This is a genomic window from Bradyrhizobium sp. HKCCYLS2038 (assembly GCF_051167655.1).
Lineage (GTDB): Bacteria > Pseudomonadota > Alphaproteobacteria > Rhizobiales > Xanthobacteraceae > Bradyrhizobium.
In genome coordinates this window covers 1,505,393-1,531,255 of the sequence record NZ_JBNPTM010000001.1, presented here as the reverse complement: position 1 = coordinate 1,531,255, position 25,863 = coordinate 1,505,393, and the positions used below count along the sequence as shown (strand labels likewise).

The window sequence follows — 25,863 nt, the reverse complement described above, 5'->3', positions numbered from 1 at the left end:
TTCGTAATTGGATCAGCCGTTCAGCGGATGGTCACCGGCGGCGGCAGCGGCTGCACCGCGGTCGGCTGATTGACGGGAACGGTGACCTGCGCCTGAACCGGAGGCTGCCCGGACGCCGCAGCCGCCATGTTCTTCGCCGAGCCCGGAGGGGCTCCGCCCGGCATGACGACCACGCGGGTGCCGACCTTGACGCGGTCGAACAGGTCCGAGACGTCGTCGTTCAGCATGCCGATACAGCCCGAGGACACGAACTTGCCGATCGTCGAGGGCTGGTTGGTGCCGTGGATGCGGTACACGGTGGAGCCGAGATACATCGCCCGAGCGCCGAGCGGATTGCCCGGGCCACCGGCCATGAAGCGCGGCAGATAGGGCTGGCGCTCGATCATCTCGCTCGGCGGATACCAGTCCGGCCACTCGGTCTTCTTGGTGATCTTCTGGACGCCGGTCCAGGTGAAGCCTTCGCGGCCGACGCGAACGCCATAGCGCATCGCCCGTCCGTTCCCGAGCACCAGATAGAGATAGGTGTTCGGCGTATCGACGACGATCGTTCCCGGCGGCTCCTTGGTGACGAAGTCGACTTCCTGACGGCGCAGGTTCGCCGGCAGCGGCGCGGGTGCCGCATCCGGCTGCTCTTCCGGCGGCAGTGCCGCCACCGTCATCGGCCGGTCGCCGGCCGGCGCCTGGACCGCGCCTGCGACGGGCGGAGCAGCATTGCCGACCACACCCGGCGGTCGCGGCGCGCCGGTATCACCGCCGGGCGCACCATTGCCATAGGCCTGCTGCCCGGACGCGGGACGATCGGCATAGATCACGGCGGGCGGACCAGCCGGGCGACCATAGCGCGGATCATCCGGAGACATCACCGGACCGGTCGGAGCCGCGCCGTACACCGGAGCCGTGCCGGGACGTCCGTAGCGGGGATCGTCCGGCGACATCACAGGTCCGGTCGGCGCCGCGCCGTAGACGGGGCCATTGGCGGGACGGCGGTAGCGCGGATCGTCCGGCGACATGACTGGGCCGGGCGGCGGAAGAGCCGCGGAGTTGCCCGGCGTATCCTCGTCGTCGAGCTCGTCGAAATCCGGGCTCTGTCCGCGCACGTCGGCCGGATAGGGCGTGGGCTGCGGCGAATAGGCGCCCGGCGCCGTCTGATAGACCTGCTGTGCTCCAGCAGACGAGGCTGCCGCCACGCCCGCCGCCGCGACCGCGCAAACCGTCAGGATATGTCTGATCATCATCGCCCTTGCAGTATCCCCAAGCCGCCGATTGGGACCTTTGCCCTGCCAAATGGCCGAAGATAGCGGCGCATTCAAGACAATTCGGCCCAAGACGGTCCCATTTCGGCAATTTGTGATCATGTCACCGTCGTTGCACGGAAGTCTCATGCCGCCGAAAAAGTGCAGCGGAGCCGTGGCCGGGGCGTTGGGCGGCTCGATTTGGCGCGCGGGCGGGAACGCTTGCGATATGGTGATCTCAGCCTGATTCGCGATGCACGGCAGAAGCCGGCACCGTCGCGAACGCGGCATTCCCTGTGATCACCGCGTTCCCTACTGGCTCTAAGGTCTCGGCAGTCCCGCTGCCGTGACGAGAGTTCCCGTCAATGCTTCCCGGCTTCCGTTTCCTCGTCGCCGCGATCGTCTGCTCCATCTCTCTCACCATCTTCGGCATGGGCGCCGCCGCCCTGTTGCGAGCCGCCCACGAGCAGTTCGCCAGCAACTCGTCCTGGCATCAGACCCAGGCGTCGGGTTTCACGGCGTTCCTGCCACCGGCCGAACCACCGCCGGTTCTGGCGGTGCTGCGCGTCGAGCCGGCCGCGCCTCCGCCACTGGCTCTCGCGGTGGCTCCTGCGGCCCCGGCCGAGCAGACGGACGTGCCGTCCGCCAGCGACAAGGCCGATGTGCCGCCGGCCGTCGAAGCGACGGCCGTGCCGACGCCATCGCTGCCGGCTGAAACGGTCGACACGGCCGCAACATCGGATCTGGTCCGACCAGCGGCAGATGAGCGTGCCGAAGCCTCCAAGGCCGCTGCTCCCAGCATGGCGGACGCGAGCGCCTCGACGCCAGTGCTCGTCGAAAAGGCCTCCGACAAACCACGGCTCGACACCACGCCCGATGCTCCGGCGCCTGCAGCGGCGCCGGCCCCGAGCGAGGCCACGATCGTTCCGGTCGCAGCGTCACCTGTCCCGCAGGTGCTGGCGAGTGCCGATCCGATTTCGACGACTCAACCCGCCGCCGCACCGACGCCGGTCCCCGCCGTGCTGGATCCGATTGCAGCCAAGCTCGCCGCGCTGGCCGAGCAGCCGGTGCCGGAGAAGCCCGCCATGAGCGAGCATCGCGCGTCGGTGAAGGTGGCCAGCGTCCAGTTGCGCCGGAGCGTGGTGAAGAAGCGCGCCCGCGAGAAGCATCTCGCTGCGCGCAGGGCCCAGCAGCGGCGCTATGCGCAGCGGGCCCGGGCCGCACGCGAGGCCGCCGCACAACAGCAGCAGCAGTTCATGGACCCGTTCTCGCAGCCCTTCGCTCAACCGCAGCCGGTTGGACAGCAGGCGGCCGGGCCGCGAACGCGATAGAGGCTCCGCCGCTCAGGCGGGCCCGGTCGCGACCGGCGGACCGTTTTCGACGCCCCATTCCGACCAGGAGCCGTCGTAGAGCGCGCTGTCGCGGATGCCGAGACGATAGAGCGCCAGCGTCAGCACGGCGGCCGACACGCCCGAGCCGCACGACGTCACGATCGGCTTTGCGAGATCGACACCCGCGACCCCGAACGCCTTGCGCAATTCGTCCAGCGGCTTCATCTCGCCGGTCGCGGCGTTGAACAACTCCGCATAGGGCAGATTGCGGCTGCCTGGGATGTGACCCGAACGCAGCCCCGGCCTCGGCTCCGCGACCTCGCCGGCGAAGCGCGGCGCCTGGCGCGCGTCGATCACCTGCTCGGCGCCCCCGGCGAGATTGGCAACCATCTGCTCGATCTTGCGCACGCGCGCCGCGTCGAAGCTTGCAAGATAGGTCCCCGCTGCGGGCGTCACCTGCCCGCTGTCGACCGGACGTCCCTCGGCAATCCACTTCTTCAGGCCGCCATCGAGCACGCGCACGTCCTGATGACCGAACGACAGGAACATCCACCACGCGCGCGGGCCGGCGACCCAGCCGCCGGAATCATACACCACCACCGTATCGGCATTGCTGACCCCGAGCCGCGCAGCATCGCGGCCGAACTGCTCGGCGCTCGGATACATGTGCGGCAACGGATTGGAATGGTCGGAGACCTCGTCGACGTCGAAGAACACGGCGCCGGGAATGTGCGCCTTCAGGTAGTCGTCCTTTGGCAGCGGCAGCACGCCCGGCATCTTGAAAGTCGCATCGACCACCTTGACCTTGGGGTCGCCGAGATGCGCCGCGAGCCAGTCGGTGGTGACGAGCGGGTCGTTGGGGGTGGTCATGCGCAAACACTCCGAGCCGTAAATTCGACCGTCATCGCCGGACTTGATCCGGCGATCCATCTTGTCGAAGCGATGGACACGCGGGTCAAGCCCGCGCCTGACGGCAGGTTCAATCCTTCTTCTTCGGCGCCCATGCCTCGACCGGGCCGCCCGCCTCGCGCCAGGCGGCAAAGCCGCCGCCAATATGAGCGACCGGCTTCAACCCCATGTCCTTGGCGGTCTTGGCCGCGAGCGCCGAGCGCAGGCCGCCGGCGCAGTGGAAGATGAAGGTCTTGTCCTGCTGGAAAATCGGCTTGGCATAGGGGCTCTGCGGGTCAATCCAGAACTCGAGCATGCCGCGGGTGCATGAAAACGCACCCGGGATCTTGCCTTCGCGCTCAATCTCGCGGGGATCGCGGATGTCGACGATGACGACGTCGTCCCGCTTGGCCGCTTCGATGGCGTCCGCCGCGGAGAGCGTCTCGATCTCGGCGTTGGCTTCGTCGAGCAGCGCCTTGATGCCGCGAGTGATGGTCTGGGCCATTCTTTCGTTTCCTCCAGGGCGCTCGATGATCGCGCGCAGCAAGGCGACTGTCCTACCGCACCAGCTCCTTCATCGCCCCTTCCAGCCCTTCGATCGTGATCGGATACATGCGCTCGGAGAAGATGCGGCGGATGATGGTGGTGGACTCCGAATAGTCCCAGTGCTTCTGCGCCACCGGATTGAGCCACACCGCGTGCGGATAGGTGCGGATGATCCGGTCGAGCCAGACCGAGCCCGGCTCCTCGTTGACATGCTCGACCGAGCCGCCGGGCACCATGATCTCGTAAGGCGACATCGAGGCGTCGCCGACGAACACGACCTTGTAGTCGTGCGGGTACTTGTGCAGCACGTCCCAGGTCGGCGTGCGGTCGGTGAAGCGCCGCTTGTTCTGCTTCCACACGCCCTCATAGAGGCAGTTGTGGAAGTAGAAATATTCCATGTGCTTGAATTCGCTCTTCGCCGCCGAGAACAGCTCCTCGACCTGCGCGATGTGCGAATCCATCGAGCCGCCGATGTCGAAAAACACCAGCACCTTGACCGCATTGCGCCGCTCGGGACGCATGTGCACGTCGAGATAGCCATGATTGGCGGTCTCGCGGATCGTGGTGTCGAGGTCGAGCTCGTCCGGCGCCCCGGTGCGGGCGAACTTGCGCAGCCGGCGCAATGCCACCTTGATGTTGCGGATGCCGAGCTCGACATTGCCGTCGAGATCCTTGAACTCGCGGCGGTCCCACACCTTCACGGCACGGTTGTTGCGGTTCTTCTCCTGGCCGATGCGGACGCCTTCGGGGTTGTAGCCGTAGGCGCCGAACGGCGAGGTACCCGCCGTGCCGATCCACTTGCTGCCGCCCTGGTGACGCCCCTTCTGCTCTTCCAGGCGCTTCTTCAAGGTCTCCATGAGCTTGTCCCAGCCCATGGCCTCGATCTCTTTCTTCTCTTCCTCGGTGAGATATTTCTCGGCCAGCTTCTTCAGCCACTCCTCGGGGATCTCGGCCTTTTCCATCGCGTCGAGCAGGTTCTCGAGCCCCTTGAAAACGGTGCCGAACACGCGATCGAACTTGTCGAGATTGCGCTCGTCCTTCACCAGCGCCGTGCGCGACAGATAGTAGAAATTCTCGACCGAATGCTCGGCGAGATCGGCGTCGATGGCCTCCATCAGCGTGAGATATTCGCGCAGGGAGACCGGGACCTGCGCGTCGCGCAGTGCTGTGAAGAATTGCAGGAACATGCCCATTAGATCGCCCGGCCCGCAGGGCGCGTCAAGGGCTGCTCCGGGCGGCCGCCTGGACCGGCCGGGTTTTTGCTCTACAATCCCTGGAACAACACAGCAAATGGGGGTTGTCATGGGTATCATTGCAGCGCTGATCATCGGCGCCGTCGCGGGCTGGCTGGCCGGCCTGATCGTGCGCGGGGCCGGTTTCGGCCTGATCGGCAACATGGTCGTCGGCATCATCGGCGCATTGGTCGCGAGCTACGTGCTGCCGGAGCTGCACATCGCGCTCGCCAGCGGCACGCTCGGGGCCATTCTGGACGCCACGATCGGCGCCGTGATCGTGCTCGTGATCCTCTCGTTGATCAGGCGCGCTTGATTATTTTCCCTTCCAATGGCAGCCATCATCTCAAAGCCGCAGCGGCCCCGGCCGCTGCGTAGCCACTCAACACAAGTTCGACCGACAAGCGAGGCGCGATGAAATTTACCGGCACCCAGGACTACGTCGCCACCGACGACCTCAAAGTGGCCGTCAACGCGGCGATCGTGCTCGAGCGCCCGCTGCTGGTGAAGGGCGAGCCGGGGACCGGCAAGACCGTGCTGGCCGAGGAGGTCGCGAAAGCCATCAACGCGCCGCTGCTGACCTGGCACATCAAGTCGACCACCAAGGCCCAGCAGGGCCTTTACGAATATGACGCAGTCTCGCGGCTGCGCGACAGCCAGCTCGGCGATGCCAGGGTCTCCGACATCAAGAACTACATCAAGCGCGGCAAGCTGTGGGAGGCCTTCACCGCCGAGCAGCGGCCGGTGCTGCTGATCGACGAGATCGACAAGGCCGATATCGAGTTTCCGAACGATCTGCTGCTCGAGCTCGATCGGATGGAATTCCACGTCTACGAGACCAACGAGACCATCAAGGCCAAGCTGCGCCCGATCGTCATCATCACGTCGAACAACGAGAAGGAGCTGCCTGACGCCTTCCTGCGCCGCTGCTTCTTCCACTACATCAAGTTCCCCGACCCGGACACGATGGGCCGCATCGTCGACGTGCACTTCCCGAACATCAAGAAGCGGATGGTCGAGGAGGCGCTGCGGATCTTCTTCGAGGTCCGCGACGTGCCCGGCCTGAAGAAGAAGCCGTCGACGTCCGAGTTGCTCGACTGGCTCAAGCTGCTGCTCAACGAGGACATCGGCCCCGAGCAGCTGCGCGAGCGCGATCCGCGCAAGCTGATCCCGCCGCTGCATGGCGCGCTGCTCAAGAACGAGCAGGACGTGCACCTGTTCGAGCGACTGGCCTTCCTGAGCCGCCGGGAGGTCTGAGAAAGCCCCCTCGTAACTCGACCGGGCAAGGGCGCGCATCGGCCGCGCCCTCAACGTCCGGCCATGCGATGAAGCGCACGGATGATCCCGTCGACCGCGATCGGCTTCTCGCAGCGGAGAATCTTCGAGAAGCGGTCCGGGATGATGGATCCGTCGTAGCCCGTCGTGAACACGAACGGGACGTCGCGCTCGATCAGCAGATCGGCGACCGGGAACGCCATCTCGCCGCGCAGATTGACGTCGAGAACGGCGCCGTCGATTCGCGCCTCGCGCTTCGCGAGGGCGAGCGCATCGGCAACCGTGCCGACCGGGCCCAGAACCTTGGCCCCGGCATCGCCGATCTCACAGCGCAACTCGTCGGCAAGGATGTACTCGTCCTCGACGACGAGGATGAGACGATCATTGAGCGGGCGTTCGAGCATGCTCATCGCGCTCCGGCGCGTTTTCGTAGCCCGCACCACGGGAGGTCCGCCCCGCCGAGAGGCGGAGACGCCGCACCACCGACATCCTGACGCTCGTTCACTTTCCGCCCCTTTTGTCCGTACCGTAGAACGAACAGCTGGATCGCGCCAAGCGAGCGCCCGGCCCACCCCGACCAGCAGAGATGGAACGCGGCGGAAGCATGAAAGTTCCCGTCGCCGGGAACCTTCCACAGGGCACGCGGAACACGGGACAAGCGGTTGTCCGGCGCTCGACGCGCCGGCCCGGGCTTGTTATGCGCCACCCTCTGCGAGACGCGCGTTCGAGTCGGGGCACATGACGATTGCAATCGAGATGGGGCAGACGGCGGCAGGTGCGCCTGCGGCCCTCGACCTCGAAGAACTCCTGGCGACCCGGCTCCTCGTGCAAGGCAATTCCGGCTCCGGCAAGTCGCATCTGCTGCGACGGCTGCTCGAGCAGAGCGCACCTTGGGTGCAGCAGACGATCATCGATCCCGAAGGCGACTTCGTCACCCTCGCCGAGCGCTTCGGCCATCTCGTCATCGAGGCCGAGGACCACACCGAGCGCGCTTTGCAGGTCGCCGGCGAGCGGGCGCGGATCCATCGCGTGTCCACCGTGCTCAATCTCGAGGGGCTCGACGCCGAGAACCAGATGCGGCGCGCGGCCGCCTTCCTGAACGGCCTGTTCGAAATCTCCCGCGACCATTGGTACCCGATGCTGGTCGTGGTCGACGAGGCGCAGCTGTTCGCCCCGGCTATCGCCGGCGAGGTGTCCGACGAGGCCCGCAAGGCCTCGCTCGGCGCGATGACCAACCTGATGTGCCGCGGCCGCAAGCGCGGGCTGGCCGGCGTGATCGCGACGCAGCGGCTGGCCAAGCTCGCCAAGAACGTCGCCGCCGAGGCCTCGAACTTCCTGATGGGCCGGACCTTCCTCGACATCGACATGGCCCGCGCCGCCGACCTGCTCGGCATGGAGCGGCGCCAGGCGGAAGCGTTCCGCGACCTCGAGCGCGGCCAGTTCATGGCGCTCGGCCCGGCGCTGTCGCGCCGTCCGCTCGGCCTGCGTATCGGGCCCACCGACACCAAGCCGCGTAACGCGACGCCGCGGCTGATGCCGCTGCCGGAGGCCTCGCTCGAGGACGCCCGCGCCGTCATCCTGGCTGCGCCGCCGCCCGAGACCAACGCGCGGCCGCAGCGCAGGCCGCAGCCCGAGTTGCTCGACCAGCTAATGGCGGCGAAGTCGGCCGCGCTCGAGCTGCGTCCCGAGCCGCCCGCACCCGAGGTCAGCGAGGAGGAGCTCGCCGGGCGCCGCGCCCGCGTCGAACGCGTCTTGCGCGCCGTGCTAGCCGAGCCTGATGCCGGCTTCCGCGCCGTCGGCGTGCTCTACCAGGAGTTCGTCGTCCGCTGCCGCATCGAGGGGCTGGGCACGGCCGTGCCCGACCTCACCGAATTCCGCCGCATGCTCACCCGCGCCCGTGCCGGCCTGGGCGGCGACGAGACCGCCGACGACGCCGGCTGGCAGGACGTCAGCTTGCGCGCGTCGCTGCTGCCCGAGGACATGCAGGGTGTGTTCATGATGATCGCCCGTGCCGCCAAGGACGGCCGTCCCTGCCCGAGCGATGCCGCCATCGCCCGCGCCTACGGCTCGCATTCGCTGCGCCGGGCGCAACGCCTGCTGACCTATATCGAGGACCAGGGCCTGATCGTCTGCCAGCTCGACGGCGCCGGCCGCCGCATCGTCACCCTGGTCGAGCTCGCCTGGGCCACCGCCCCCGGCGATCCCAATGCCGACGACGCGGCCGAGCAAGGCTGCCTCAACTCGCAGGCTTGATCGCGCCTTTGAAGCCGGGGGACAATATGCCGGCCTCGCCCTTGCGCCAGCGTTGAAAAGCTGAATGATCCGTCCGGTTTGCGATGCTGGAAGGCCGGGCCGGCCGCAGGGCGGACGCGTTGCATTGTTGAGGATGGTTCGCAAATGCCAACGTTGACGGTGCAAGCGGCGGGCCTGCCGGAGGCGCCGGGGTGGTTCTGGCTGTATGTCGCGTCCAACGCGATCATCGCCTGCGCCTTCTTCACGATCTCCGCCGTCATCGCGCTCTATCTGTGGCGACGCTGGAAAGAGGTCATGTTCCGCGGCGCCCTGGCCGCGCTCGGGGTGTTCGTGGCGCTGTTCGGCCTCACGCGTCTGCTCTCGATTCTCGATCTCTGGGTGTCGGACGTCAGAGTCGAGAGCCTCGTCTACGCCCTTCTCGCCGTGATCTCGGTCGTGGTCATCGCGGCCATGATTCAGATGCTGCGCCAGATCCTGGTACTGCCGACGCGTATCGTGCTGCAAAGGGCCTACGAACGGTTGGAGGAAGAAATCCGGCAGCGTCGCGCCGCCGAGGCGATGGTACAGCGATTCCAGGAGATCGAGGCCACTGAGGCCCAGGTGCGGCAGGCGCAGAAGATGGAGGCGATCGGCCAGCTCACGGGCGGCGTCGCACACGACTTCAACAACATCCTGACCGTCATCACCGGGACGATCGAGATTCTCGCCGACGCCGTCAAGGACAAGCCGCAGCTCGCCGGCATCGCCAGCATGATCAGCGCCGCCGCCGAGCGCGGCGCCGACCTGACGCGACACCTGCTCGCCTTCTCGCGCCGGCAGCCGCTGCAGCCGCGCGCCACCGACACCAATGCCCTCGTGGTCGACGCAGGCCGCCTGCTCCGCCCAACGCTCGGCGAGCAGATCGAGATCGAGTCGATGCTGGCCCACGACAGCGCGCCGGCGCTGATCGATCCGAGCCAGCTCTCGACCGCGATCCTCAACCTGGCCCTGAACGCGCGCGACGCGATGCCTGACGGAGGCAAGCTGACCCTGGAGACGAAGAACGTCACCCTCGACGAGGACTATGCCCAGCTGAACCGCGAGGCCAAGCCCGGGAGCTACGTCATGATCGCGGTCAGCGACACCGGCCAGGGGATTGCCGCCGCGCTGCTCGACAAGGTGTTCGAGCCGTTCTTCACCACCAAGGATGTCGGCAAGGGCTCGGGCCTCGGGCTGAGCATGGTGTATGGCTTCGTCAAGCAGTCCAACGGTCACGTCAAGATCTACAGCGAGGAAGGCCACGGCACCACCGTGAAGCTCTATCTGCCGCGCGCGGCCAGCGCGCCGGAGCTGCCTGTCGCCGACAGCGGACGACCGGCGGTGGCGCGCGGCGACGAGACCATCCTGATCGTCGAGGACGATGCGCTGGTGCGCGACTACGTCGTCACGCAGGTGCGCCGGCTCGGCTATCGCACCCTGTCCGCCAGCAATGCCGCCGAGGGCCTCGCGCTGATCGACAGCAACGAGCGCATCGACCTGTTGTTCACCGACGTCATCATTCCCGGCGGCATGAATGGCCGCAAGCTCGCCATCGAGGCCGACAAGCGCCGCCCCGGACTGAAGGTGCTCTACACCTCGGGGTACACCGAGAACGCCATCGTGCATCACGGCCGCCTCGACGCCGACGTGCTGCTGCTCGCCAAGCCGTATGTCAGCGCCGATCTCGCGCGCATGATCAGGACGGCGATCGAGGCGTAGGGCTTTGGCCCGTCCGCATGTGGTGCGCGCTTGTCTGGGCCGGCGGCGGCGGAGTTGCTTGGCGGTATTAGCGAGCACACTTACGTCACGATTGGCAGCTGCGGCCACCACACAAACAGTGTCGTCCCGGGCAAGACTGCCAACGCGAAGCGTTGGTGACCGCCAACCAACGCTGACGAAACGGCCGAGCAAGGCTCGCATCAACCTTTCGGTATGACTTCGACGTCGCACAACTAAGGCGATAGAGCTACCGCGCCCTTGCGTCGGGGCCGAAAAGCTGAATGATCCGGTCGGTTTGAGGCGGCGATGGGCCGGTGGGTCCCGTGCTGGGTGTGTTGCGTTGTTGAGGATGCTTTGAGTATGCCGAGGTTGACACCGCTGGCAGTGGACGTGCTGGGCGCGACGGAGTTGATCTGGCTGCAGGCCGCCTCCCACGCCATCATCGCCTGCGCCTTCTTCACGATCGCCTTCGTGATCGGTCTGTTCCTGTGGCGGCGCTGGCGCGACGTGATGTTTCGCGGAATCGTGGCGGGGCTTGCGATCTGGGTCATCATCGGCGGCACTGGCTGGCTTCTGTCGGTGATCGATCTCTGGGTCCCTGTCCCGTCGCTCACGATTGCCATCGATGTCCTTCAGGCGCTGATGGCGCTCAGCGTCATCGCCACCATGCTCAAGATCATGCCTCGGCTCTTGGTGCTGCCGACCCGCATCACTCTGCAGAAAGCCTACGCCCAACTCGAGGAGGAGATCCGGCAGCGCCGCGCCGCCGAAGCGATGGTGCGGCGATTCCAGGAGATCGAGGCCAGTGAGGCCCAGGTGCGGCAGGCGCAGAAGATGGAGGCGATCGGCCAGCTCACCGGCGGTGTCGCGCACGACTTCAACAACATTCTGACCGTCATCACCGGGACGATCGAGATTCTCGCCGACGCCGTCAAGGACAAGCCGCAGCTCGCCGGCATCGCCAACATGATCAGCTCCGCCGCCGAGCGCGGCGCCGACCTGACACGACACCTGCTCGCCTTCTCGCGCCGGCAGCCGCTGCAGCCGCGCGCCACCGACATCAACACCCTCGTGGTGGATGCAGCCCGCCTGCTGCGTCCGACCCTGGGCGAGCAGATCGAGATCGAGTCGATGCTCGCCGATGACAGCGCGCCGGCGCTGATCGATCCGAGCCAGCTCTCGACCGCGATCCTCAATCTCGCGCTGAACGCGCGCGACGCGATGCCTGATGGCGGCAAGCTGACGCTGGAGACCAAGAACGTCAGCCTCGACGAGGACTACGCCCAGCTCAATAGCGAGGCCAAGCCGGGGAGCTACGTCATGATCGCGGTCAGCGACACCGGCCAGGGCATTGCCGCCGCGCTGCTCGACAAGGTGTTCGAGCCGTTCTTCACCACCAAGGACGTCGGCAAGGGCTCGGGCCTCGGACTGAGCATGGTCTATGGCTTCGTCAAGCAGTCCAACGGTCACGTCAAGATCTATAGCGAGGAAGGCCACGGCACCACCGTGAAGCTCTATCTGCCGCGCGCTGCGAGCGCGCCGGAATTGCCTGCCGCCAACAGTGGACGACCGGCCATGGCGCGCGGCGACGAGACCATCCTGATCGTCGAGGATGATGCGCTGGTGCGCGACTACGTGGTCACGCAGGTGCACCGGCTCGGCTATCGCACCTTGTCCGCCAGCAACGCCGCCGAGGGTCTCGCGCTGATCGACAGCCGGGAGCGTATCGACCTGTTGTTCACCGACGTCATCATCCCCGGCGGCATGAACGGCCGCCAGCTTGCCATCGAAGCCGAGAAGCGCCGTCCCGGGCTGAAGGTGCTCTACACCTCGGGCTACACCGAGAATGCCATCGTCCATCACGGCCGCCTCGACGCCGACGTGCTGCTGCTCGCCAAGCCATATGTCAGCGCCGATCTCGCGCGGATGATCAGAACGGCGATCGAGGCCTGAGGCCGTGGCCCGTGCGCGCGTGGCGCGCCGGTCCGGGATGACGGTGAGGGTGTAGCTGGCGGTGTCGGCATCCACAAGCATGCGCCCGGTTTGCCAACGCCGCCCACTACACAAAAAGTGTCATCTCGGGCAAGGCCGCCAACGCGACAGCGTTGGTGGACGCCGACCCGGGATCCATACGCCGTGCAGAATTTGGCTGGGCGAGATGGAGCGGCCATCGTGCCTCATATGTCTCCCTGTGGTTATGGATCCCGGATCGGCGCGCGCGTGCCGCGCGCTTGTCCGGGATGACGGCGGAGGGTTGGGTTGGCAGCTGCCCAATTCCTGGACTCAACCAAGCTGAAGGCGGCGAACGACGAAGCCTCGACGAACAACACGCGACATCCGAACGACACACGGCATCGCCATCCCGCGACACGTCGTGCCCGGGTGATGCATTCGTCATCGCCCTCCAAACAACGAGAGGGCGCGGAGAAGGCCGGGAGCCTGCCGCCCCCATGGCCCGCCTGCAGAAGAAAATGCAGGCGGCAGGTACCACAGGTTCGGCTGGGACATCCCGGCCTTCCCCGCGCGACTGGTTTTAACGGTGTCCTTCGTGCTCTCCCTGGGGATCGGCTGTCTTGCCCCCATTTTTGCGACAACGCGCCTTCGGCACGTTGCGCAGACCTCAGCGTCGAGAGGCCAGGACCACACGACTTCTCCGTCCGCGTCGACCGCGCTCGTCAAGCGCAACCGCCACGTCCATCGCAGCCCACCTCACGTTCGTGACGACGCGTACGTCCCTCTGCTCGAGGCGGGTTGAGCGAGAACATCGTCTTGATTTGCCCGACGAGGCAAGGCCGACGCCTGCGACAAACTAACACGACGGGCAATTCAGACATGCCATCCATGCGGAAATTGCTCGTCGGCCATTCCTGAACCTGCATCAATCGCCGCGGCGGCGCGCTACGTCAGAGACCGGGGCACGCGGTGTCTCCTGATGCCAAGCCGGCAGCGACGCGTCGCGCAGACTTTCCGACGGGGACTCGCCGTAGATCTTGCGATACTCCTTGGCAAAATGACCCGGGTTGTTGAAACCGCAACGCAACGCGATCGACATCACCGTATCGCCTGGCTCCGGAGCGCACAGCATGCGGCGCGCATGCTGCATGCGGTTCTGCTTGATCTTCTCGCCCAGCGACATGCCGCTGTTCGCGAAATACTGGTAGACCGTCCGGGGACTGATGCCGAATTGCCCGGCGAGCTGTTCGATCGAAATCTTCCGCTGCCAGTTCGCTTCGATGTAGTTCAGCATGTTGCGGATCGGCTCCGGCATGCCGTCGTCCTGGTGCTGCCGGCTCGCGGTCAGATCCAGGGTCGAGCCGACGAGATGTACGCGGCCTTCGGACGGGCTGTAGACGCAACTGCCCATGCCGCGGACCCAGCGCGTCGCGCCGTCCTGCGCGACGACGCGGTAGTCGCACGTATATCCTGTCCGCTTCGCGATGGCGCGGCGGATCGTCTTCTCGAGCGTGGCCTTGTCCTCGGGGTGCACGAGGCTCAGCATATCGCTGAGCGATGAGGCCGTTTCCGGAGTCTGCGCGGGCTCATCCATGCCGATGACGATATTGAACGTCGAAAGGCCGGCGAGCTTCTCCGCCGCAGCCAACTGACTCTCCAGGATCTTGGTTGCGGTGATGTCTTCGACGACGGCGCAGAACCATTTCACGCGGCCCGCCGCGTCGTGGATCGGATTGACGATCACGCGCCCCCAGACGATGCTCCCGTCCTGTCGCACGTAGCGTTTGTCGATGCGATAGCTGTCGATCTCGCCGGCGAGCAGCTTTTCGTGCTGCACCCGGTTGCTGTCCCGATCTTCGTGATAAGTCAGGTCGAGGAAGCTGATCCCGCCCGACCTGAGCTGTTCCAGCGTGTAGCCGACGATCCGGCAGCACTCGGCATTCGCGAAGCGGATCAGCCCGGTCTCGACGTCCACGATCGAGATGCCGACGCCCAGGCTGTCGAGAAACAGCCGCGGCATCTCGACGATCTCGACAATGTCCTTCTCTGGCATGTCAGCGGCCGAAATTGTGACTCCACTCACCCTAGCAGTCGTCGCTGCCGTGTTCTTGATTTGGGACAATTGATCCCCGGTTGCCCTCGGGCGTCGGGCCGACGCGCACTCTCGGACTCTGCAGAATCGGAACAGGACTGCAGAATCCCGGCTAACTAAATCTTACTAGCGTGCTGCTAAATTGAATGAAGCCCGGAATTTTACGGGGTTCTTACTCAGCTGCGCCTTTGCGCCGGTTTCCCGTGTCGCCCGCGAACGATCGGGGGATGCCGGCAGCAGAATTCGCGTTCATCAGGAGACATCGATGTTCGGCCGCAAGACCCATAGCGAGACCCTGGCCACCCTGGCGACGAACGCGATCACCGCGAAAGTCATGGTCGCGGACGACAAGCTCAACATCGTGTACATGAACGAAGCAGTGACGGCACTGTTGCGCGAGGCGGAATCCGACCTGAAGAAGCAACTGCCGAACTTCCGTGTCGACGGCCTGATCGGCACCAATATCGACATCTTTCACAAGGACCCGTCGCACCAGCGCAATATGCTGCGGGCGCTCACCTCCGAGCACCGGGCGACCATCAAGATCGGCAAATGGACCTTCGACCTGGTCGCGCAGCCGCTGCGCAACCCGGATGGAAGTCGTGCCGGCACGGTGGTGGAATGGTCAGACGCGAGCATCCGCCTGCAGAATCTGGACTACCGCGCCCAGGTCGATGCGATCGGCCGATCGCAGGCCGTCATCGAGTTCAATCTCGACGGCACGATCATCACCGCCAACGACAACTTCCTGCATGCGCTGGACTACAGCCTGGCGGAGATCCAGGGCAAGCATCACAGCATGTTCGTCGCGCCGGAGGAGCGCAACGGCCCGGCCTATCGCGAGTTCTGGGCGGCGCTGAATCGCGGCGAGTACCAGGCCGCCGAATACAAGCGGATCGGAAAAGGCGGCAAGGAGGTCTGGATCCAGGCGTCGTACAATCCGGTGTTCGATGACAAAGGCAAGCCGTTCAAGGTGGTCAAGTTCGCCACAGACGTGACCGCCCAGAAGCTGAAGAACGCCGATCTCGCCGGCCAGATCGCGGCGATCGGCAAATCGCAGGCCGTCATCGCCTTCAACCTCGACGGCACGATCATCGACGCCAACGACAATTTCCTTCACGCGCTCGGCTATTCGCTGTCCGAGATCAAGGGCCGTCATCACTCGATGTTCGTCGATCCATCGGAGCGGGAAAGTCAGGCCTATCGCGATTTCTGGTCCGCGCTGAACCGCGGCGAATATCAGGCGGCAGAATACAAACGCATCGGCAAGGGCGGTCGCGAGGTGTGGATCCAGGCGTCCTACAATCCGATCCTCGACCTCAACGGCAAGCCGTTCAAGGTGGTGAAATACGCCACCGACATCACCAAGCAGGTTCTGGCGCGGATGGGCAACGAGCGCGTCCGCAGCATGATGGAGTCGGTCGCAGCAGGCTCCGAGGAGTTGAACGCCTCCGTCCGTGAGATCTCGGCAGCCATGACGAAGTCGCGTGAGACCGCGATGGGTGCGGCCGACCGCGTCGCCTCGGCCGATTCGCAGGCCAAGCGCCTCAGCGATGCGACCCAGGCGATGAGCGGCATCGTCGAGATGATCAGCAACATCACCGGACAGATCAACCTGCTGGCGCTCAATGCCACGATCGAATCGGCACGCGCCGGCGATGCCGGCCGCGGCTTCGCCGTGGTGGCGTCGGAGGTGAAGAACCTCGCCAATCAGGCCAAGGCCGCCACCGACAAGATCGGCATGGAAATTTCCGGCCTCAACGAGATCTCGACCGAGGTGGTGAACGCGCTGAGCGCGATCAAGGCCGAGATCCAGAACGTCAGCGAATACGTCACCTCGACAGCCGCCGCGGTGGAGGAGCAAAGCACCGTCACCGGCGAGATGTCGTCCAGCATGCAACGGGCCGCCGCGGAAGCGCAGGCAATTTCCGCCGGGCGGGCCTAGGTTTCGGCGGCGATGAGGCGTCTGGCGGCTGGACGATCGGCTTGGCTCACACGATCCGGGCGTGATCATCGGCCAGTTCGGCTACGCACGATCGGCGCCGTCTTGCTGCCCGTGCCCGTGAATTAGGACATCAGCGCCGCGTCGCGTCCCACGCGACCGGCAGGTCGAGCAGCCCGCGGAAGGCCCAGCCACCGATGCGCGCGGGCTGATCGTCGCGCAGCCGCAGGTTTTGCAGCCGGGCGAACAGCGTCGGCAGCGCGACGTCGGCGATCATCGCGCGCGAGGCCCAGGCGCCGGCGCAGAAATGCGGGCCGGCACCGAAGGCGATGCTCTTGGAGACATCGCGGCGGATGTCGAAGCGCTCGGGATCGGCGAAATGCGCCTCATCGCGGTTGGCGGAGCCGAACATCAGGAACACCCGCTCCTCCGGCTCGAACGCGACATCGCGGATGGTCCATGGCCGCGCGATGCGACGCGGCGACATGCCGATCGGCGAAATCCAGCGGGCATATTCCTCGAACACCTGCAGCCAGCGAATTTCGCCGTTGATCGCCGGCGCGAGCTGCTCGGGATGCGTCAGCAGCGCCCACACCGTGCCGGCGATCGCATCGCGGGGCTCGTTCTGGCCGCCCGAGATCGCGAGCTTGATGTTGGCGCGGATACTGTCCATCGGCATCCCGCTTGCGAGCATCACGCCCAGCAGGCTCTGGTTCGGGCTGTTCTCCAGCACCGGCAGCATATCGTCGATCGCGGCGTCGATGCCGGAGGTCGCGGAATTGCAGCGCGCCTCGACCGCGGCATCGCCGGTGTAGTTGGCGATGCCGTCGATCATCGCCTGCGACCATGCGTTCATGTCCTGGAAGCGCATGTTGGTGAGGCCGGTGATCAGCTTGAGGCATTCGGCTGAGAACGGCAGCGCGAAATCGCGCACGAGGTCGACATTGGCGGCCGGGTCGAGCGCATCGATCAGCCGGTCGGCATGCGCCTGGAACTGCGCCAGCCAGTGCACGCGCACCGCGCGCGGCGACACCGCCGGCGCGATCGCCTGCCGCTCTGCCATGTGCGCCGCGCCATCCTTGCGCATCATGTTGTGGCCCATCAGCCGGTTCATCAGCCCCTGCGGCTGGTGCGAGCTGAACACCTCGATCTGCTTCTCGGAGACGAAGATGTCGTCGCGCCGGCACAGCAAGGTGCTGCCGAGCTGCGGCACGAACGCGATCGGCGCCTCCTTGCGCATCCGCGCGAGCGCCGGGTAGGGATCGGCCCAGAACGCGGCGGGATCGACGTCGAAATGCGGTGCGGTGCTCACGTTCGGTCTCCGGTCAGACGGCGCAGGCTAGCTGCACGCGCTGGCCGCGTCTGTCCCGGTGATGGGTGACAGCACTCAATTCAGCGGGCGCGGCGCCGCCATCAGCCGCAGCGCGATCGCGAACAGCTCGTTCTGCGAGGCGATGCCGAGCTTCTCATAGGCGCGCTTGCGATAGGTGAAGACCGAGTTCAGCGCGATGCCGAGATCGCCCGCGATCGCCTCCGAGCTGAAGCCCTCGAGGATGCGGCGGCAGACATCCTTCTCGCGCGCCGTCAGCACCGACAGCGGGCCGCCGGCCACGAACAGCAGCGCGAGCTTGTCGGCCGGGTCCGTGGCGGCCGTCTGCTCCTGGCAATGCCGCGCGACGATGGCGGCAACGACCGGGGCGACCGCCGTGATGCGCTGCCGCTGGCCGGGCGTAAAGCCGCCCTGAGCGACCGTGCGATAGAAGTTCACATAGGTGCAGTGATCACCGACCCAGATCGCGGTCGCCGCCTTGTCGACGATCTCGGAGTCTTCGAAGAACAGCTTGCGATAGCCCTTCGGATACATCCGGCGCGCGAAGTGCGGCAGCAGGATGTGACGGGACTCCGCGCGCTCGCGGAAGATCACCTCGCGGTTCGGGTCGGCGGTGTGGAAATGCTCTGAATAGGCAGCGCCGAGGTCGGGGCCGATCGGAATGTTTCCCGTGCTGAGCAGACAGCGCGCGGAGCGCTGGTCCTCGAAGGTGAACACCATGCAGTGGCCGACATCGGCGACGGCGCGCAGCGTGTCGATCAGGACGTGCGGAAACGAAGGCTTGCCGATGGCGAGCACCATGGCGCTGACGGCGCCGGTCGCATCGACGCCTGGCCTCGAGGCCTCCATGCGTTCCTCCCGGATGGTCTGTTTTGCAAAGCCTAGCAGCAACGGCGCAGGCCTGGAAGGCGGCACGGCGTCACCAACCACGGGGACAGACGCCGGCCGCCCGCCACACTATTCTCCCCGGCTCGAAGTCTCGGCCGATTAACGCGCCGGACACGCTCGACGGGGAGGAACTGCGATGAGAGCCGCTCTGACTGTGCTCGGCTTGGCTGCGACGATGGCGCTCGCCATGCCGGCGGCGCGAGCCGACATCAAGGTCGGTATCGTGGTGTCCGCAACCGGGCCGGGGTCGGCGCTCGGGCAGCCGCAGATCAAGGCGGTGGCGGCGCTGCCGAAGGAGATCGGCGGCGAGAAGATCGTCTACATCGCGCTCGACGACGAGTCCGACAGCGTCAAGGGCCTGCAGAATGCGCGACGCCTGGTGATCCAGGACGGCGTCGACGTCATCATCGGCTCATCCTTGACGCCGGTCACGATGCCGATGCTCGACGTCGCGCTGGAGAGCCGGACGCCGCTGCTGTCGCTCGCGGCATCGACGGCGATCGTGCAACCGATGGACGACAAGCGCAAATGGGCGTTCAAGGTGGTGCCCAACGACGACATCATGGCCGCGGCGATGCTGAAATACATCGCCAGGACGGGCGTGAAGACGCTCGGCTTCATCGGCGTGTCCGACGGCTATGGCGAGGGCTACTATCAGGAGGTCAGCAAGCTGGCGCCGACGCTCGGCATCACCGTGACGACCCACGAGGTCTATGCGCGCGGCGACACCAGCGTAACCGGCCAGGCGCTGAAGGTGATCGCCACCAATCCGGACGCGGTGTTCATCGCCTCCGCCGGCACGCCCGCCGTGCTGCCGCAGCAGGCGCTGCGCGAGCGCGGCTATGCCGGCAAGATCTTCCAGACCCACGGCGTGGCGACGCAGGAGTTCATCAAGCTCGGCAAGGAGAACGTCGAAGGCGCGATCTTCGCCGGCGAGGCGTTCTCGATCGCCGACGATCTCGCAGCCGAGGATCCGTTCCGCCGCGCCAACGACGCCTTCGTCTCGGCCTACCAGGCCGCCAATGGCGACAAGCCGAACATCTTTGCCGCGCATCTGTGGGACACGGCCACGTTGCTGAAAGGCGCGATCCCCGGCGCGCTGAAGGCCGCCAAGCCCGGCACGCCAGAATTCCGCGCCGCGCTGCGCGACGAGCTAGAGCGCGGCAAGGACGTCTATCTCAACAACGGCCTGTCCACCATGAGCCCCACCAACCACAACGGCTACGACGAGCGCTCGGCGTTTCTGATCAAGGTCGAGGGTGGGAGATTCAGGCTGGTGAAGTAGCAAGGCTGCGCGTGTCACGCCCGACTGCCAAGCAGCCAGTTTCCTCCCCTCCCCCTTGCGGGGAGGGGTCGGGGGTTGGGGGTCCACGAGTCCCGCAGCAAGTGATGAGAGCTGAGCGCGGCTGCGGACGCAGTGGCCCGCGCGAGTCGAACGGCCTCACCGCGTCATTGCGAGCGAAGCGACGCAATCCAGGGCCGTTCGCCCGGCCCTGGATTGCTTTGTCGCGTCGCTCCTCGCAATGACGGGTCATGTCGATCGAGAACGCCGACGGAGGCAGGACGTGTAGTTAGCTCAGTTGACGCCCCGGTGCATCCTACGCCGTTCAGCGCCCGGAGACGCCCACCCCCGACCCCTCCCCGCAAGGGGGAGGGGAGCGCACAGCCGTCGCGGCGCGCGCTTGGCCTCAGAGCTCCCCTCTCTCGCGACGCAGTGTCACGCCGGCACGCTGTCAACCGCCGCCGCCTTGCCCAAGATCAGATCCGCCGCCTTGTCGCCGATCATCAGCGTTGCGGCATTGAGGTTCGCCGAGATCATACGCGGCATGATGGAAGCATCAGCGACGCGCAGGCCCTGCAAACCGTGGACGCGGAGCTGGTCGTCGACGGTGGCCCAGGTCGAATCCGCCGGGCCCATGCGGCAGGAGCAGCCGGGGTGGAAGGTGGTGGTGGCGCGCTGGATGGCGGCGGCGAGGAATTCGTCGTCGCTGTTCACCTTGGGGCCCGGAAAGTCCTCGTAGGCGTAGTACGGCGCCAGCGGCGCCGAGGCCAGGAGGCGACGCGCGAGCTTCATGCCGGCGACGATGACGCGGCGGTCGAGTTCGGCGGTGAGATAGTTGGTCTGGATCAGCGGCGGCGCAAAGGGATCGGCGGAGCGGATGCGGACGTAGCCGCGGCTCTCCGGCCGCTGTTGCCACGATGCCACCGTCATGCCGGGCTCATCCTCGAGCTGGCCCTGCACGCCCTCCTTGTAGCTTGCCGGCGTGAAGGTGAGCTGCAGATCGGAACGCTCGGCGGTCTCGCCGGAATGCCAGAAGCAGTACACCATGGTCGGCGACAGCGACAGGATGCCCTTCCGCGTCACCGCCCATTTCAGTGCCTCGCCCCACAGATTGAGGCCGCGCGCGAGCTCGTTGATGGTCTTGATGTTCTTGACGCGCGCCACTGTGCGCGGCGCGTAGTGGTCCTGCAGGCCCTCGCCGACGCTTGGCAGCGCGTGTCGGACCTCGATGCCATGCTCCTGCAACAGCTCGGGCGCGCCGATGCCGGAGAGCTGCAACAGCTGCGGCGAGTTGTAGGTGCCGCCCGAGAGGATCACCTCCTTGCGCGCGCGCACCTCGACCGGCACGCCGCCGCGTCCGCCCCGGCTATAGCGCACGCCGACCGCGCGCTTGCCCTCCAGCATGATGCCCGTGGCATGGGCGTTGGTGCGGACCTCGACATTCGGCCGCTTGCTGGCGGGCTTCAGGAAGGCTGTCGCCGAGGAGACGCGGCGGCCGTTCTGGATGGTACGCTGGACGTAGGAGACGCCTTCCTGGATGGCGCCGTTGTAGTCGGGATTGCGCGGGATGCCGAGCGACATGGCACCGTCCATGAAGGCCTCGCACAGCGTGTCCTTCCACTCCATGGTGGTGACATGAAGGTTGCCGTCGCGGCCGCGATACTGCTCGTCGCCGGCGCCGATGCGCTTCTCCATGCGCCGGAAGTGCGGCAGCACATCGGAATAGCTCCAGCCGCGATTGCCCATCTGCGCCCAGGTGTCGAAGTCCTGATGCTGCCCGCGGTTGTAGACGTGGCCGTTGATCGAGGACGAGCCGCCGAGCGTCTTGCCGCGCGGCGCATAGATGCTGCGCCCGTTGGTATAGGGCCCCGGCTCCTGCTGGTAGCCCCAATTGATGCTCTTCATGTAGAAGGTCTTGATGAAGCCGGCCGGGAGATGGATGTACGGGTGCCAGTCGCGCGGCCCCGCCTCCAGCACGCACACCGTCATCGACGGATCCTCGCTGAGGCGGCTGGCGACCACGCAGCCGGCAGAGCCGGCGCCCACGATCACATAATCGAACGTATCCATCTCGTCGTCCCGGTCTCGTCAGGCCTGCCGCGTGGCGCGGCAAGGCGGCGTTAGCGCGATCAGCGCGGCTTGTCGTTCAATTGGTAGTCGAGATGCGCCCGCACCGTCGGCCACTCCGCGGCCGTGATGCTGTAGACGACCGTATCGCGCAGCGTGCCGTTCGGCGCGATCTGGTGGCTGCGCAGAATGCCGTCCTGCTTGGCGCCGAGCCGCTCGATGGCGCGGCGGCTCTGATGGTTGAAGAAGTGGGTGCGGAATTCGACCGCGATGCAGTCCATCGCCTCGAAGGCCTGCGCCAGCAGCAGTCGCTTGCACTGCGTATTGAGCGCGCTGCGCTGCACGCGCTTCGCATACCAGGTCGAGCCGATCTCGACGCGGCGGTTGGCGGCATCGACGTTCATGTAGGTGGTCATGCCGGCGACCTTGCCGTCGGCATCGAGCACCGTGAACGGCAGCATGCTGCCGGCCGTGAACAGGCCGAGCCGGCGGTCGATCTCCTTGGCCATGGTCTCGGGTTTCGGAACCGCGGTGTACCACAGGTTCCACAATTCGCCGTCGCGGACGGCCTCGACCAGCGCGTCGTGGTGGTCAGGCGACAGCGGCACCAGGCTGGCGTGCGCGCCGCGAAGGGAGACCGGTTCGAGAAAGGCCATCAGCGGATTCCGTCATTGCGAGGAGCGCAAGCGACGACTTGTCCGCCATAGCCCGAAGGGCGACGGCGGAAGCAATCCATAGCGGCGCATGCCGCACTGGATTGCTTCGCTGACGCTCGCAATGACGGAACTATCATGCCGAACGTCACTTGTTCAGAAAATTCAGCGGCAGGCCCGGCCGCGGCCAGTCCATTGCGACCAGTTCGCCCCTGCCCGACAGCGTAATGTAGGCCGTCTTCAGCTCCGGCCCGCCGAAGGCGATGTTGGTGGTGACGCGATCGCCGGTCGGCACCTGCTCGACCAGCGTGCCATCGGGCGCGATCACGCTGATGCAGCCCGAGATCAGGGTCGCGACGCAGACATTGCCGTTGGCCTCGACCGCCAGCGAATCGAACATCTGGTAGCCGCCGAGGCCGCAGATCGGCCGTCCGCGCTCGCCGCGATAGATCACCTCGCGCGGCTTGACCGTGCCGGGCTCGGCGACATCGTAGGCCCAGAGCCGTGCCGTCGGCGTCTCCGCGATGTAGACGGTCTTTTCGTCCGGCGACAGGCCGATGCCATTGGCCGGCAGGATGCCGTGCACGGCCTCGACGATCTCGCTCATGTCAGGCTTGAGATAGTAGAACGCGCCGACGTCCATGTCGCGGGCGCGGCGCTTGCCGAGATCGGAGAACCACAGGCCGCCGTGGCGGTCGAACACGAGATCATTGGGCCCGCGCAACTCGTGCTCGCCGCAGCGCGTGACGACCGTCTCGACCTTGCCGTTCTGCAGATCGACGCGCTGGATCGAGCCGCCGAGATAGTCCTCGGGCTGCGGACCCGGCATGATCATCTTGCCAGTCGGGATCCAGGAGAAGCCGCCATTGTTGCAGATGTAGATCTTGCCGTCCGGCCCCAGCGCCGCGCCGTTCGGCCCGCCCGGGATCTGCGCCACGATCTCCTTGCGGCCGTCGAAAAACACCCGCGTCAGGCGGCGGCCGCGGATTTCGACCAGCACAACCGAGCCGTCGGGCATCACCACCGGCCCTTCCGGAAATTCGAGATCGGTGGCGAGCACGCGCATGTTGGACATCGGACGAACCTCCCGCTGGCCACGCCGCAATGCGGCGCGTTGTTGTTGTGCGGGACGTTATCGCAAAGCCCGCGCCGCTTGCCAAGCAAGCGGCCGGGCGCAGGACCGCAGAGCAGCCTTGCTGCGGGAGATGCTCGCAGCGTGTCTACACAAGTCGCAGGTGTTCAGCGGACGATCGGCAGCCAGATTTCCAAGCCGCCATTGCCGGTCAGCGGATCGAACCTTTGATCGTAGCGCTCGAAGTTCGGCGCGTCGGCGACCTCATGGCCCGACTGCGGCAGCCAGCGATTCCAGATCGTATGCACGGTGCGGCGAATCGACGAGATGTGGCCGGCATGGGTGAATACGGCGAAGGTCGCCGCCGGAACCCGGACGCGGCCGAAGGCGCGCGGCAGGTCGGAAAACTCGGCCACCTCGACACCAGCGATGTAATCGAAATTGCCGGCATCATCGCCGTTGCAGCAGACGCCATAGGCCAGCGCGCCACGACGGGCCGGGATGTCGTGCACGACCTCGTGGAAGCGGCGCCACAGCGCGGGAATGCCCGCGCCGTTGTCGACACTGACGCGCTCGCCCACTCCGGCGACGAGAAGCGGCTCGGCGGTGACGAAGCGTGGCGCGGCGAGACTGTCGAGCGGGGTCTGGTCCATCAGGATCGGCTCCTGCAAAACGATGCCATCGAGACGCGCGTTGCTGCGCACGGATTCCGGCGTGACGCCGAACTGATCGCGAAACGCGCGCGTGAACGCTTCGTGGGAGCCGTAATCCGCCTCCAGCGCCAGACTGAGAATGTCCGGCGCACCGCCGGCCAGAGCCCGTGCCGCCTCGCTGAGACGGCGCAGCCTGACATAGCGCATCACCGACACGCCGGTCGCGGCTGCGAAGGCGCGGACGATGTGAAAGCGCGACACCCCCGCGATCTCAGCGATGTCGTCGAGCGACAGCGGCGCCGACAGATGACTCTCGATGAACCAGAGCGCCTTCTGCGCGGGATTGGTGGACACGCGGGTCTCCTGACGAAGCGGCCTAGCCTGCGCGATCGCAGCCTCGGCTGCTTGATCGTTGTTGCGCTGCGCGCCGGCTTATTTGCTGTCCGGCTTCGCCGGCACCGTCTCCTTCGCGGCCGGCGCATCGGGCTTCTTCTTCATGTCGTCGGCGAGCTTCGCCTGCGATGCCTTCAATTCTTCGATCGCGCCCTGCTGCGCGATGAGCGCGGCCTTCAGCGCCTGGATCTGGCGATTCGCGGCGTCGAGCTTCTGCTGATGATCGAGCGCCTGCTTCGACATCGTCTTCTGCAGGAAATCGATGTTGCTTTGCAGACAGGATGTCCGGCGATCCATGGCCTTTTCTGCCGTGCAGATTTCGATGCCCGGAATATCCTGCGCATATGCAACGTAACTCACACACCACATTGTCAGCACAGATACGGCAAGCAAACATCTCATCACAATTTCCTCATTGGCTCGCCAAACACATGATTTTGCGTGGAACTGGCACCGTTTCCTGAATGATACCATACTGAGACCTCATTCGCGCATTGTGGTTCGCCGCTCAGACCCGTTTTCAGGGAGATGCACAGAATGGCTACGCGCGAAAAACGGCTGGCGCAATTCGACGGCAGCGGCGAACCGCCGCCGGGACAGGTCGTGGAGGTGCTGTGCGAGGATCACAGCGGCACCTATCAGCTGCCGTTCCCCTGCTTCTACGTCGACGGCAAATGGCACAACAAGGAATCCGGCGGCGCGATCGAGGCCACCGTGATCGGCTGGCGCCTGCCGCGCGCACGCTTCGAAGAACGCAATGGGCGGCGCGCGCAGCCGGCCTTCGCTTCCGTTCGCACCTCGCCTGCCTCGTCTTATTGATCGTATCGCGCCGGACGGATCGCCCTGGGCCTCGCCTCAGGGCCGGTCCTGCCGGAAGTCGACGTCGTGAACAGAGAAGATCAGCCATTCACGACGCGACCGTCATCAGCAGCACGCCGATGACCATTGCCGAAACAAATCTTTCCAGATCGACGGCACCTGGTCCCCACATCCGCAGCGCATCGAGAGCGTCGGCTCCTTGAACGAGGAGGAGCCGCCGCTGCG

Annotated in this window: 22 protein-coding genes; 9 read left to right on the top strand and 13 right to left on the bottom strand. The window is 66.1% G+C overall.

Features of this window, described 5'->3' with window-relative positions:
- Positions 1-20: 20 nt before the first annotated feature.
- Positions 21-1,235: a L,D-transpeptidase family protein gene (locus ACQR1I_RS06590; protein WP_434871144.1), complete on the bottom strand. Its 1,215-nt coding sequence runs from the start codon at positions 1,233-1,235 to the stop codon at positions 21-23.
- A gap of 362 nt (positions 1,236-1,597) precedes the next feature.
- On the opposite strand from ACQR1I_RS06590, the gene ACQR1I_RS06585 reads away from it, so the two are divergent.
- Positions 1,598-2,563: a hypothetical protein gene (locus ACQR1I_RS06585; protein WP_434871145.1), complete on the top strand. Its 966-nt coding sequence runs from the start codon at positions 1,598-1,600 to the stop codon at positions 2,561-2,563.
- 12 nt (positions 2,564-2,575) lie between these two features.
- On the opposite strand, the gene sseA is transcribed toward ACQR1I_RS06585, so the two are convergent.
- From sseA to ACQR1I_RS06570, 3 genes are all read right to left on the bottom strand, one after another.
- The gene (sseA, locus tag ACQR1I_RS06580; RefSeq protein WP_434871146.1) at positions 2,576-3,433 is read right to left on the bottom strand and encodes a 3-mercaptopyruvate sulfurtransferase; all 858 of its coding nucleotides are present in this window, start codon (positions 3,431-3,433) and stop codon (positions 2,576-2,578) included.
- Positions 3,434-3,542: 109 nt separating this feature from the next.
- On the bottom strand, positions 3,543-3,956 hold the full coding sequence (locus tag ACQR1I_RS06575) for a rhodanese-like domain-containing protein (RefSeq protein ID WP_434871147.1): 414 nt from the start codon (positions 3,954-3,956) through the stop codon (positions 3,543-3,545).
- A 52-nt stretch (positions 3,957-4,008) separates the two neighbouring features.
- Entirely contained in the window at positions 4,009-5,184 is a 1,176-nt protein-coding gene (locus ACQR1I_RS06570; protein ID WP_434871148.1) for a vWA domain-containing protein, read from the bottom strand.
- Positions 5,185-5,299: 115 nt separating this feature from the next.
- On the opposite strand from ACQR1I_RS06570, the gene ACQR1I_RS06565 reads away from it, so the two are divergent.
- Together ACQR1I_RS06565 and ACQR1I_RS06560 are read left to right on the top strand one after the other, a co-directional pair.
- Complete coding sequence (locus ACQR1I_RS06565; RefSeq protein WP_434871149.1) at positions 5,300-5,545, top strand: GlsB/YeaQ/YmgE family stress response membrane protein; 246 nt, start codon at positions 5,300-5,302, stop codon at positions 5,543-5,545.
- A gap of 98 nt (positions 5,546-5,643) precedes the next feature.
- Complete coding sequence (locus tag ACQR1I_RS06560) at positions 5,644-6,486, top strand: AAA family ATPase (protein ID WP_434871150.1); 843 nt, start codon at positions 5,644-5,646, stop codon at positions 6,484-6,486.
- A gap of 50 nt (positions 6,487-6,536) precedes the next feature.
- Here the strand turns inward: ACQR1I_RS06560 and ACQR1I_RS06555 are convergent, their stop codons facing one another.
- Positions 6,537-6,908 (bottom strand): response regulator, encoded by a 372-nt coding sequence (locus ACQR1I_RS06555; protein ID WP_434871151.1) that lies wholly within the window; start codon positions 6,906-6,908, stop codon positions 6,537-6,539.
- 334 nt (positions 6,909-7,242) lie between these two features.
- On the opposite strand from ACQR1I_RS06555, the gene ACQR1I_RS06550 reads away from it, so the two are divergent.
- From ACQR1I_RS06550 to ACQR1I_RS06540, 3 genes are all read left to right on the top strand, one after another.
- Positions 7,243-8,757 carry a helicase HerA domain-containing protein gene (locus tag ACQR1I_RS06550; protein ID WP_434871152.1) on the top strand — a complete coding sequence of 505 codons (1,515 nt, stop codon included), beginning with the start codon at positions 7,243-7,245 and terminating at the stop codon, positions 8,755-8,757.
- A 144-nt stretch (positions 8,758-8,901) separates the two neighbouring features.
- Positions 8,902-10,494 carry an ATP-binding protein gene (locus ACQR1I_RS06545; protein WP_434871153.1) on the top strand — a complete coding sequence of 531 codons (1,593 nt, stop codon included), beginning with the start codon at positions 8,902-8,904 and terminating at the stop codon, positions 10,492-10,494.
- 480 nt (positions 10,495-10,974) lie between these two features.
- A complete protein-coding gene (locus ACQR1I_RS06540; RefSeq protein WP_434871154.1) occupies positions 10,975-12,447 on the top strand; it encodes an ATP-binding protein in 1,473 nt (490 codons plus the stop codon).
- A gap of 925 nt (positions 12,448-13,372) precedes the next feature.
- On the opposite strand, the gene ACQR1I_RS06535 is transcribed toward ACQR1I_RS06540, so the two are convergent.
- The gene (locus ACQR1I_RS06535) at positions 13,373-14,500 is read right to left on the bottom strand and encodes a PAS domain-containing protein (RefSeq protein WP_434867453.1); all 1,128 of its coding nucleotides are present in this window, start codon (positions 14,498-14,500) and stop codon (positions 13,373-13,375) included.
- A 304-nt stretch (positions 14,501-14,804) separates the two neighbouring features.
- Here ACQR1I_RS06535 and ACQR1I_RS06530 point away from each other — a divergent pair, with 304 nt between their 5' ends.
- Entirely contained in the window at positions 14,805-16,484 is a 1,680-nt protein-coding gene (locus ACQR1I_RS06530; protein WP_434867454.1) for a PAS domain-containing protein, read from the top strand.
- Positions 16,485-16,614: 130 nt separating this feature from the next.
- On the opposite strand, the gene ACQR1I_RS06525 is transcribed toward ACQR1I_RS06530, so the two are convergent.
- Together ACQR1I_RS06525 and ACQR1I_RS06520 are read right to left on the bottom strand one after the other, a co-directional pair.
- Positions 16,615-17,793 (bottom strand): cytochrome P450, encoded by a 1,179-nt coding sequence (locus tag ACQR1I_RS06525; RefSeq protein ID WP_434867455.1) that lies wholly within the window; start codon positions 17,791-17,793, stop codon positions 16,615-16,617.
- A 75-nt stretch (positions 17,794-17,868) separates the two neighbouring features.
- Entirely contained in the window at positions 17,869-18,660 is a 792-nt protein-coding gene (locus tag ACQR1I_RS06520) for a helix-turn-helix transcriptional regulator (RefSeq protein WP_434867456.1), read from the bottom strand.
- Positions 18,661-18,835: 175 nt separating this feature from the next.
- On the opposite strand from ACQR1I_RS06520, the gene ACQR1I_RS06515 reads away from it, so the two are divergent.
- Positions 18,836-19,984 (top strand): ABC transporter substrate-binding protein, encoded by a 1,149-nt coding sequence (locus tag ACQR1I_RS06515; RefSeq protein WP_434867457.1) that lies wholly within the window; start codon positions 18,836-18,838, stop codon positions 19,982-19,984.
- 432 nt (positions 19,985-20,416) lie between these two features.
- On the opposite strand, the gene ACQR1I_RS06510 is transcribed toward ACQR1I_RS06515, so the two are convergent.
- From ACQR1I_RS06510 to ACQR1I_RS06490, 5 genes are all read right to left on the bottom strand, one after another.
- On the bottom strand, positions 20,417-22,051 hold the full coding sequence (locus ACQR1I_RS06510; RefSeq protein ID WP_434867458.1) for a GMC family oxidoreductase: 1,635 nt from the start codon (positions 22,049-22,051) through the stop codon (positions 20,417-20,419).
- A gap of 59 nt (positions 22,052-22,110) precedes the next feature.
- Positions 22,111-22,704: a GNAT family N-acetyltransferase gene (locus tag ACQR1I_RS06505; RefSeq protein ID WP_434867459.1), complete on the bottom strand. Its 594-nt coding sequence runs from the start codon at positions 22,702-22,704 to the stop codon at positions 22,111-22,113.
- Positions 22,705-22,849: 145 nt separating this feature from the next.
- Positions 22,850-23,776, bottom strand: coding sequence for an SMP-30/gluconolactonase/LRE family protein (locus tag ACQR1I_RS06500; RefSeq protein WP_434867460.1), 927 nt, complete (start codon positions 23,774-23,776; stop codon positions 22,850-22,852).
- A gap of 164 nt (positions 23,777-23,940) precedes the next feature.
- Positions 23,941-24,780 (bottom strand): GyrI-like domain-containing protein, encoded by an 840-nt coding sequence (locus tag ACQR1I_RS06495; RefSeq protein WP_434867461.1) that lies wholly within the window; start codon positions 24,778-24,780, stop codon positions 23,941-23,943.
- A gap of 78 nt (positions 24,781-24,858) precedes the next feature.
- The gene (locus ACQR1I_RS06490; protein ID WP_434867913.1) at positions 24,859-25,221 is read right to left on the bottom strand and encodes a hypothetical protein; all 363 of its coding nucleotides are present in this window, start codon (positions 25,219-25,221) and stop codon (positions 24,859-24,861) included.
- A gap of 135 nt (positions 25,222-25,356) precedes the next feature.
- On the opposite strand from ACQR1I_RS06490, the gene ACQR1I_RS06485 reads away from it, so the two are divergent.
- Positions 25,357-25,638, top strand: a complete 282-nt coding sequence (locus ACQR1I_RS06485; protein ID WP_434867462.1) for a hypothetical protein — start codon at positions 25,357-25,359, stop codon at positions 25,636-25,638.
- The last annotated feature ends 225 nt before the right edge of the window (positions 25,639-25,863 follow it).

Excerpts from the sequence above, each read along its gene's own strand:
- ACQR1I_RS06590 (WP_434871144.1), bottom strand. The coding sequence starts at position 1,235 with ATGATGATCAGACATATCCTGACGGTTTGCGCGGTCGCGGCGGCGGGC.
- ACQR1I_RS06585 (WP_434871145.1), top strand. The coding sequence starts at position 1,598 with ATGCTTCCCGGCTTCCGTTTCCTCGTCGCCGCGATCGTCTGCTCCATC.
- sseA (WP_434871146.1), bottom strand. The coding sequence starts at position 3,433 with ATGACCACCCCCAACGACCCGCTCGTCACCACCGACTGGCTCGCGGCG.
- ACQR1I_RS06575 (WP_434871147.1), bottom strand. The coding sequence starts at position 3,956 with ATGGCCCAGACCATCACTCGCGGCATCAAGGCGCTGCTCGACGAAGCC.
- ACQR1I_RS06570 (WP_434871148.1), bottom strand. The coding sequence starts at position 5,184 with ATGTTCCTGCAATTCTTCACAGCACTGCGCGACGCGCAGGTCCCGGTC.
- ACQR1I_RS06565 (WP_434871149.1), top strand. The coding sequence starts at position 5,300 with ATGGGTATCATTGCAGCGCTGATCATCGGCGCCGTCGCGGGCTGGCTG.
- ACQR1I_RS06560 (WP_434871150.1), top strand. The coding sequence starts at position 5,644 with ATGAAATTTACCGGCACCCAGGACTACGTCGCCACCGACGACCTCAAA.
- ACQR1I_RS06555 (WP_434871151.1), bottom strand. The coding sequence starts at position 6,908 with ATGCTCGAACGCCCGCTCAATGATCGTCTCATCCTCGTCGTCGAGGAC.
- ACQR1I_RS06550 (WP_434871152.1), top strand. The coding sequence starts at position 7,243 with ATGACGATTGCAATCGAGATGGGGCAGACGGCGGCAGGTGCGCCTGCG.
- ACQR1I_RS06545 (WP_434871153.1), top strand. The coding sequence starts at position 8,902 with ATGCCAACGTTGACGGTGCAAGCGGCGGGCCTGCCGGAGGCGCCGGGG.
- ACQR1I_RS06535 (WP_434867453.1), bottom strand. The coding sequence starts at position 14,500 with ATGCCAGAGAAGGACATTGTCGAGATCGTCGAGATGCCGCGGCTGTTT.
- ACQR1I_RS06530 (WP_434867454.1), top strand. The coding sequence starts at position 14,805 with ATGTTCGGCCGCAAGACCCATAGCGAGACCCTGGCCACCCTGGCGACG.
- ACQR1I_RS06520 (WP_434867456.1), bottom strand. The coding sequence starts at position 18,660 with ATGGAGGCCTCGAGGCCAGGCGTCGATGCGACCGGCGCCGTCAGCGCC.
- ACQR1I_RS06515 (WP_434867457.1), top strand. The coding sequence starts at position 18,836 with ATGAGAGCCGCTCTGACTGTGCTCGGCTTGGCTGCGACGATGGCGCTC.
- ACQR1I_RS06510 (WP_434867458.1), bottom strand. The coding sequence starts at position 22,051 with ATGGATACGTTCGATTATGTGATCGTGGGCGCCGGCTCTGCCGGCTGC.
- ACQR1I_RS06505 (WP_434867459.1), bottom strand. The coding sequence starts at position 22,704 with ATGGCCTTTCTCGAACCGGTCTCCCTTCGCGGCGCGCACGCCAGCCTG.
- ACQR1I_RS06500 (WP_434867460.1), bottom strand. The coding sequence starts at position 23,776 with ATGTCCAACATGCGCGTGCTCGCCACCGATCTCGAATTTCCGGAAGGG.
- ACQR1I_RS06490 (WP_434867913.1), bottom strand. The coding sequence starts at position 25,221 with ATGAGATGTTTGCTTGCCGTATCTGTGCTGACAATGTGGTGTGTGAGT.
- ACQR1I_RS06485 (WP_434867462.1), top strand. The coding sequence starts at position 25,357 with ATGGCTACGCGCGAAAAACGGCTGGCGCAATTCGACGGCAGCGGCGAA.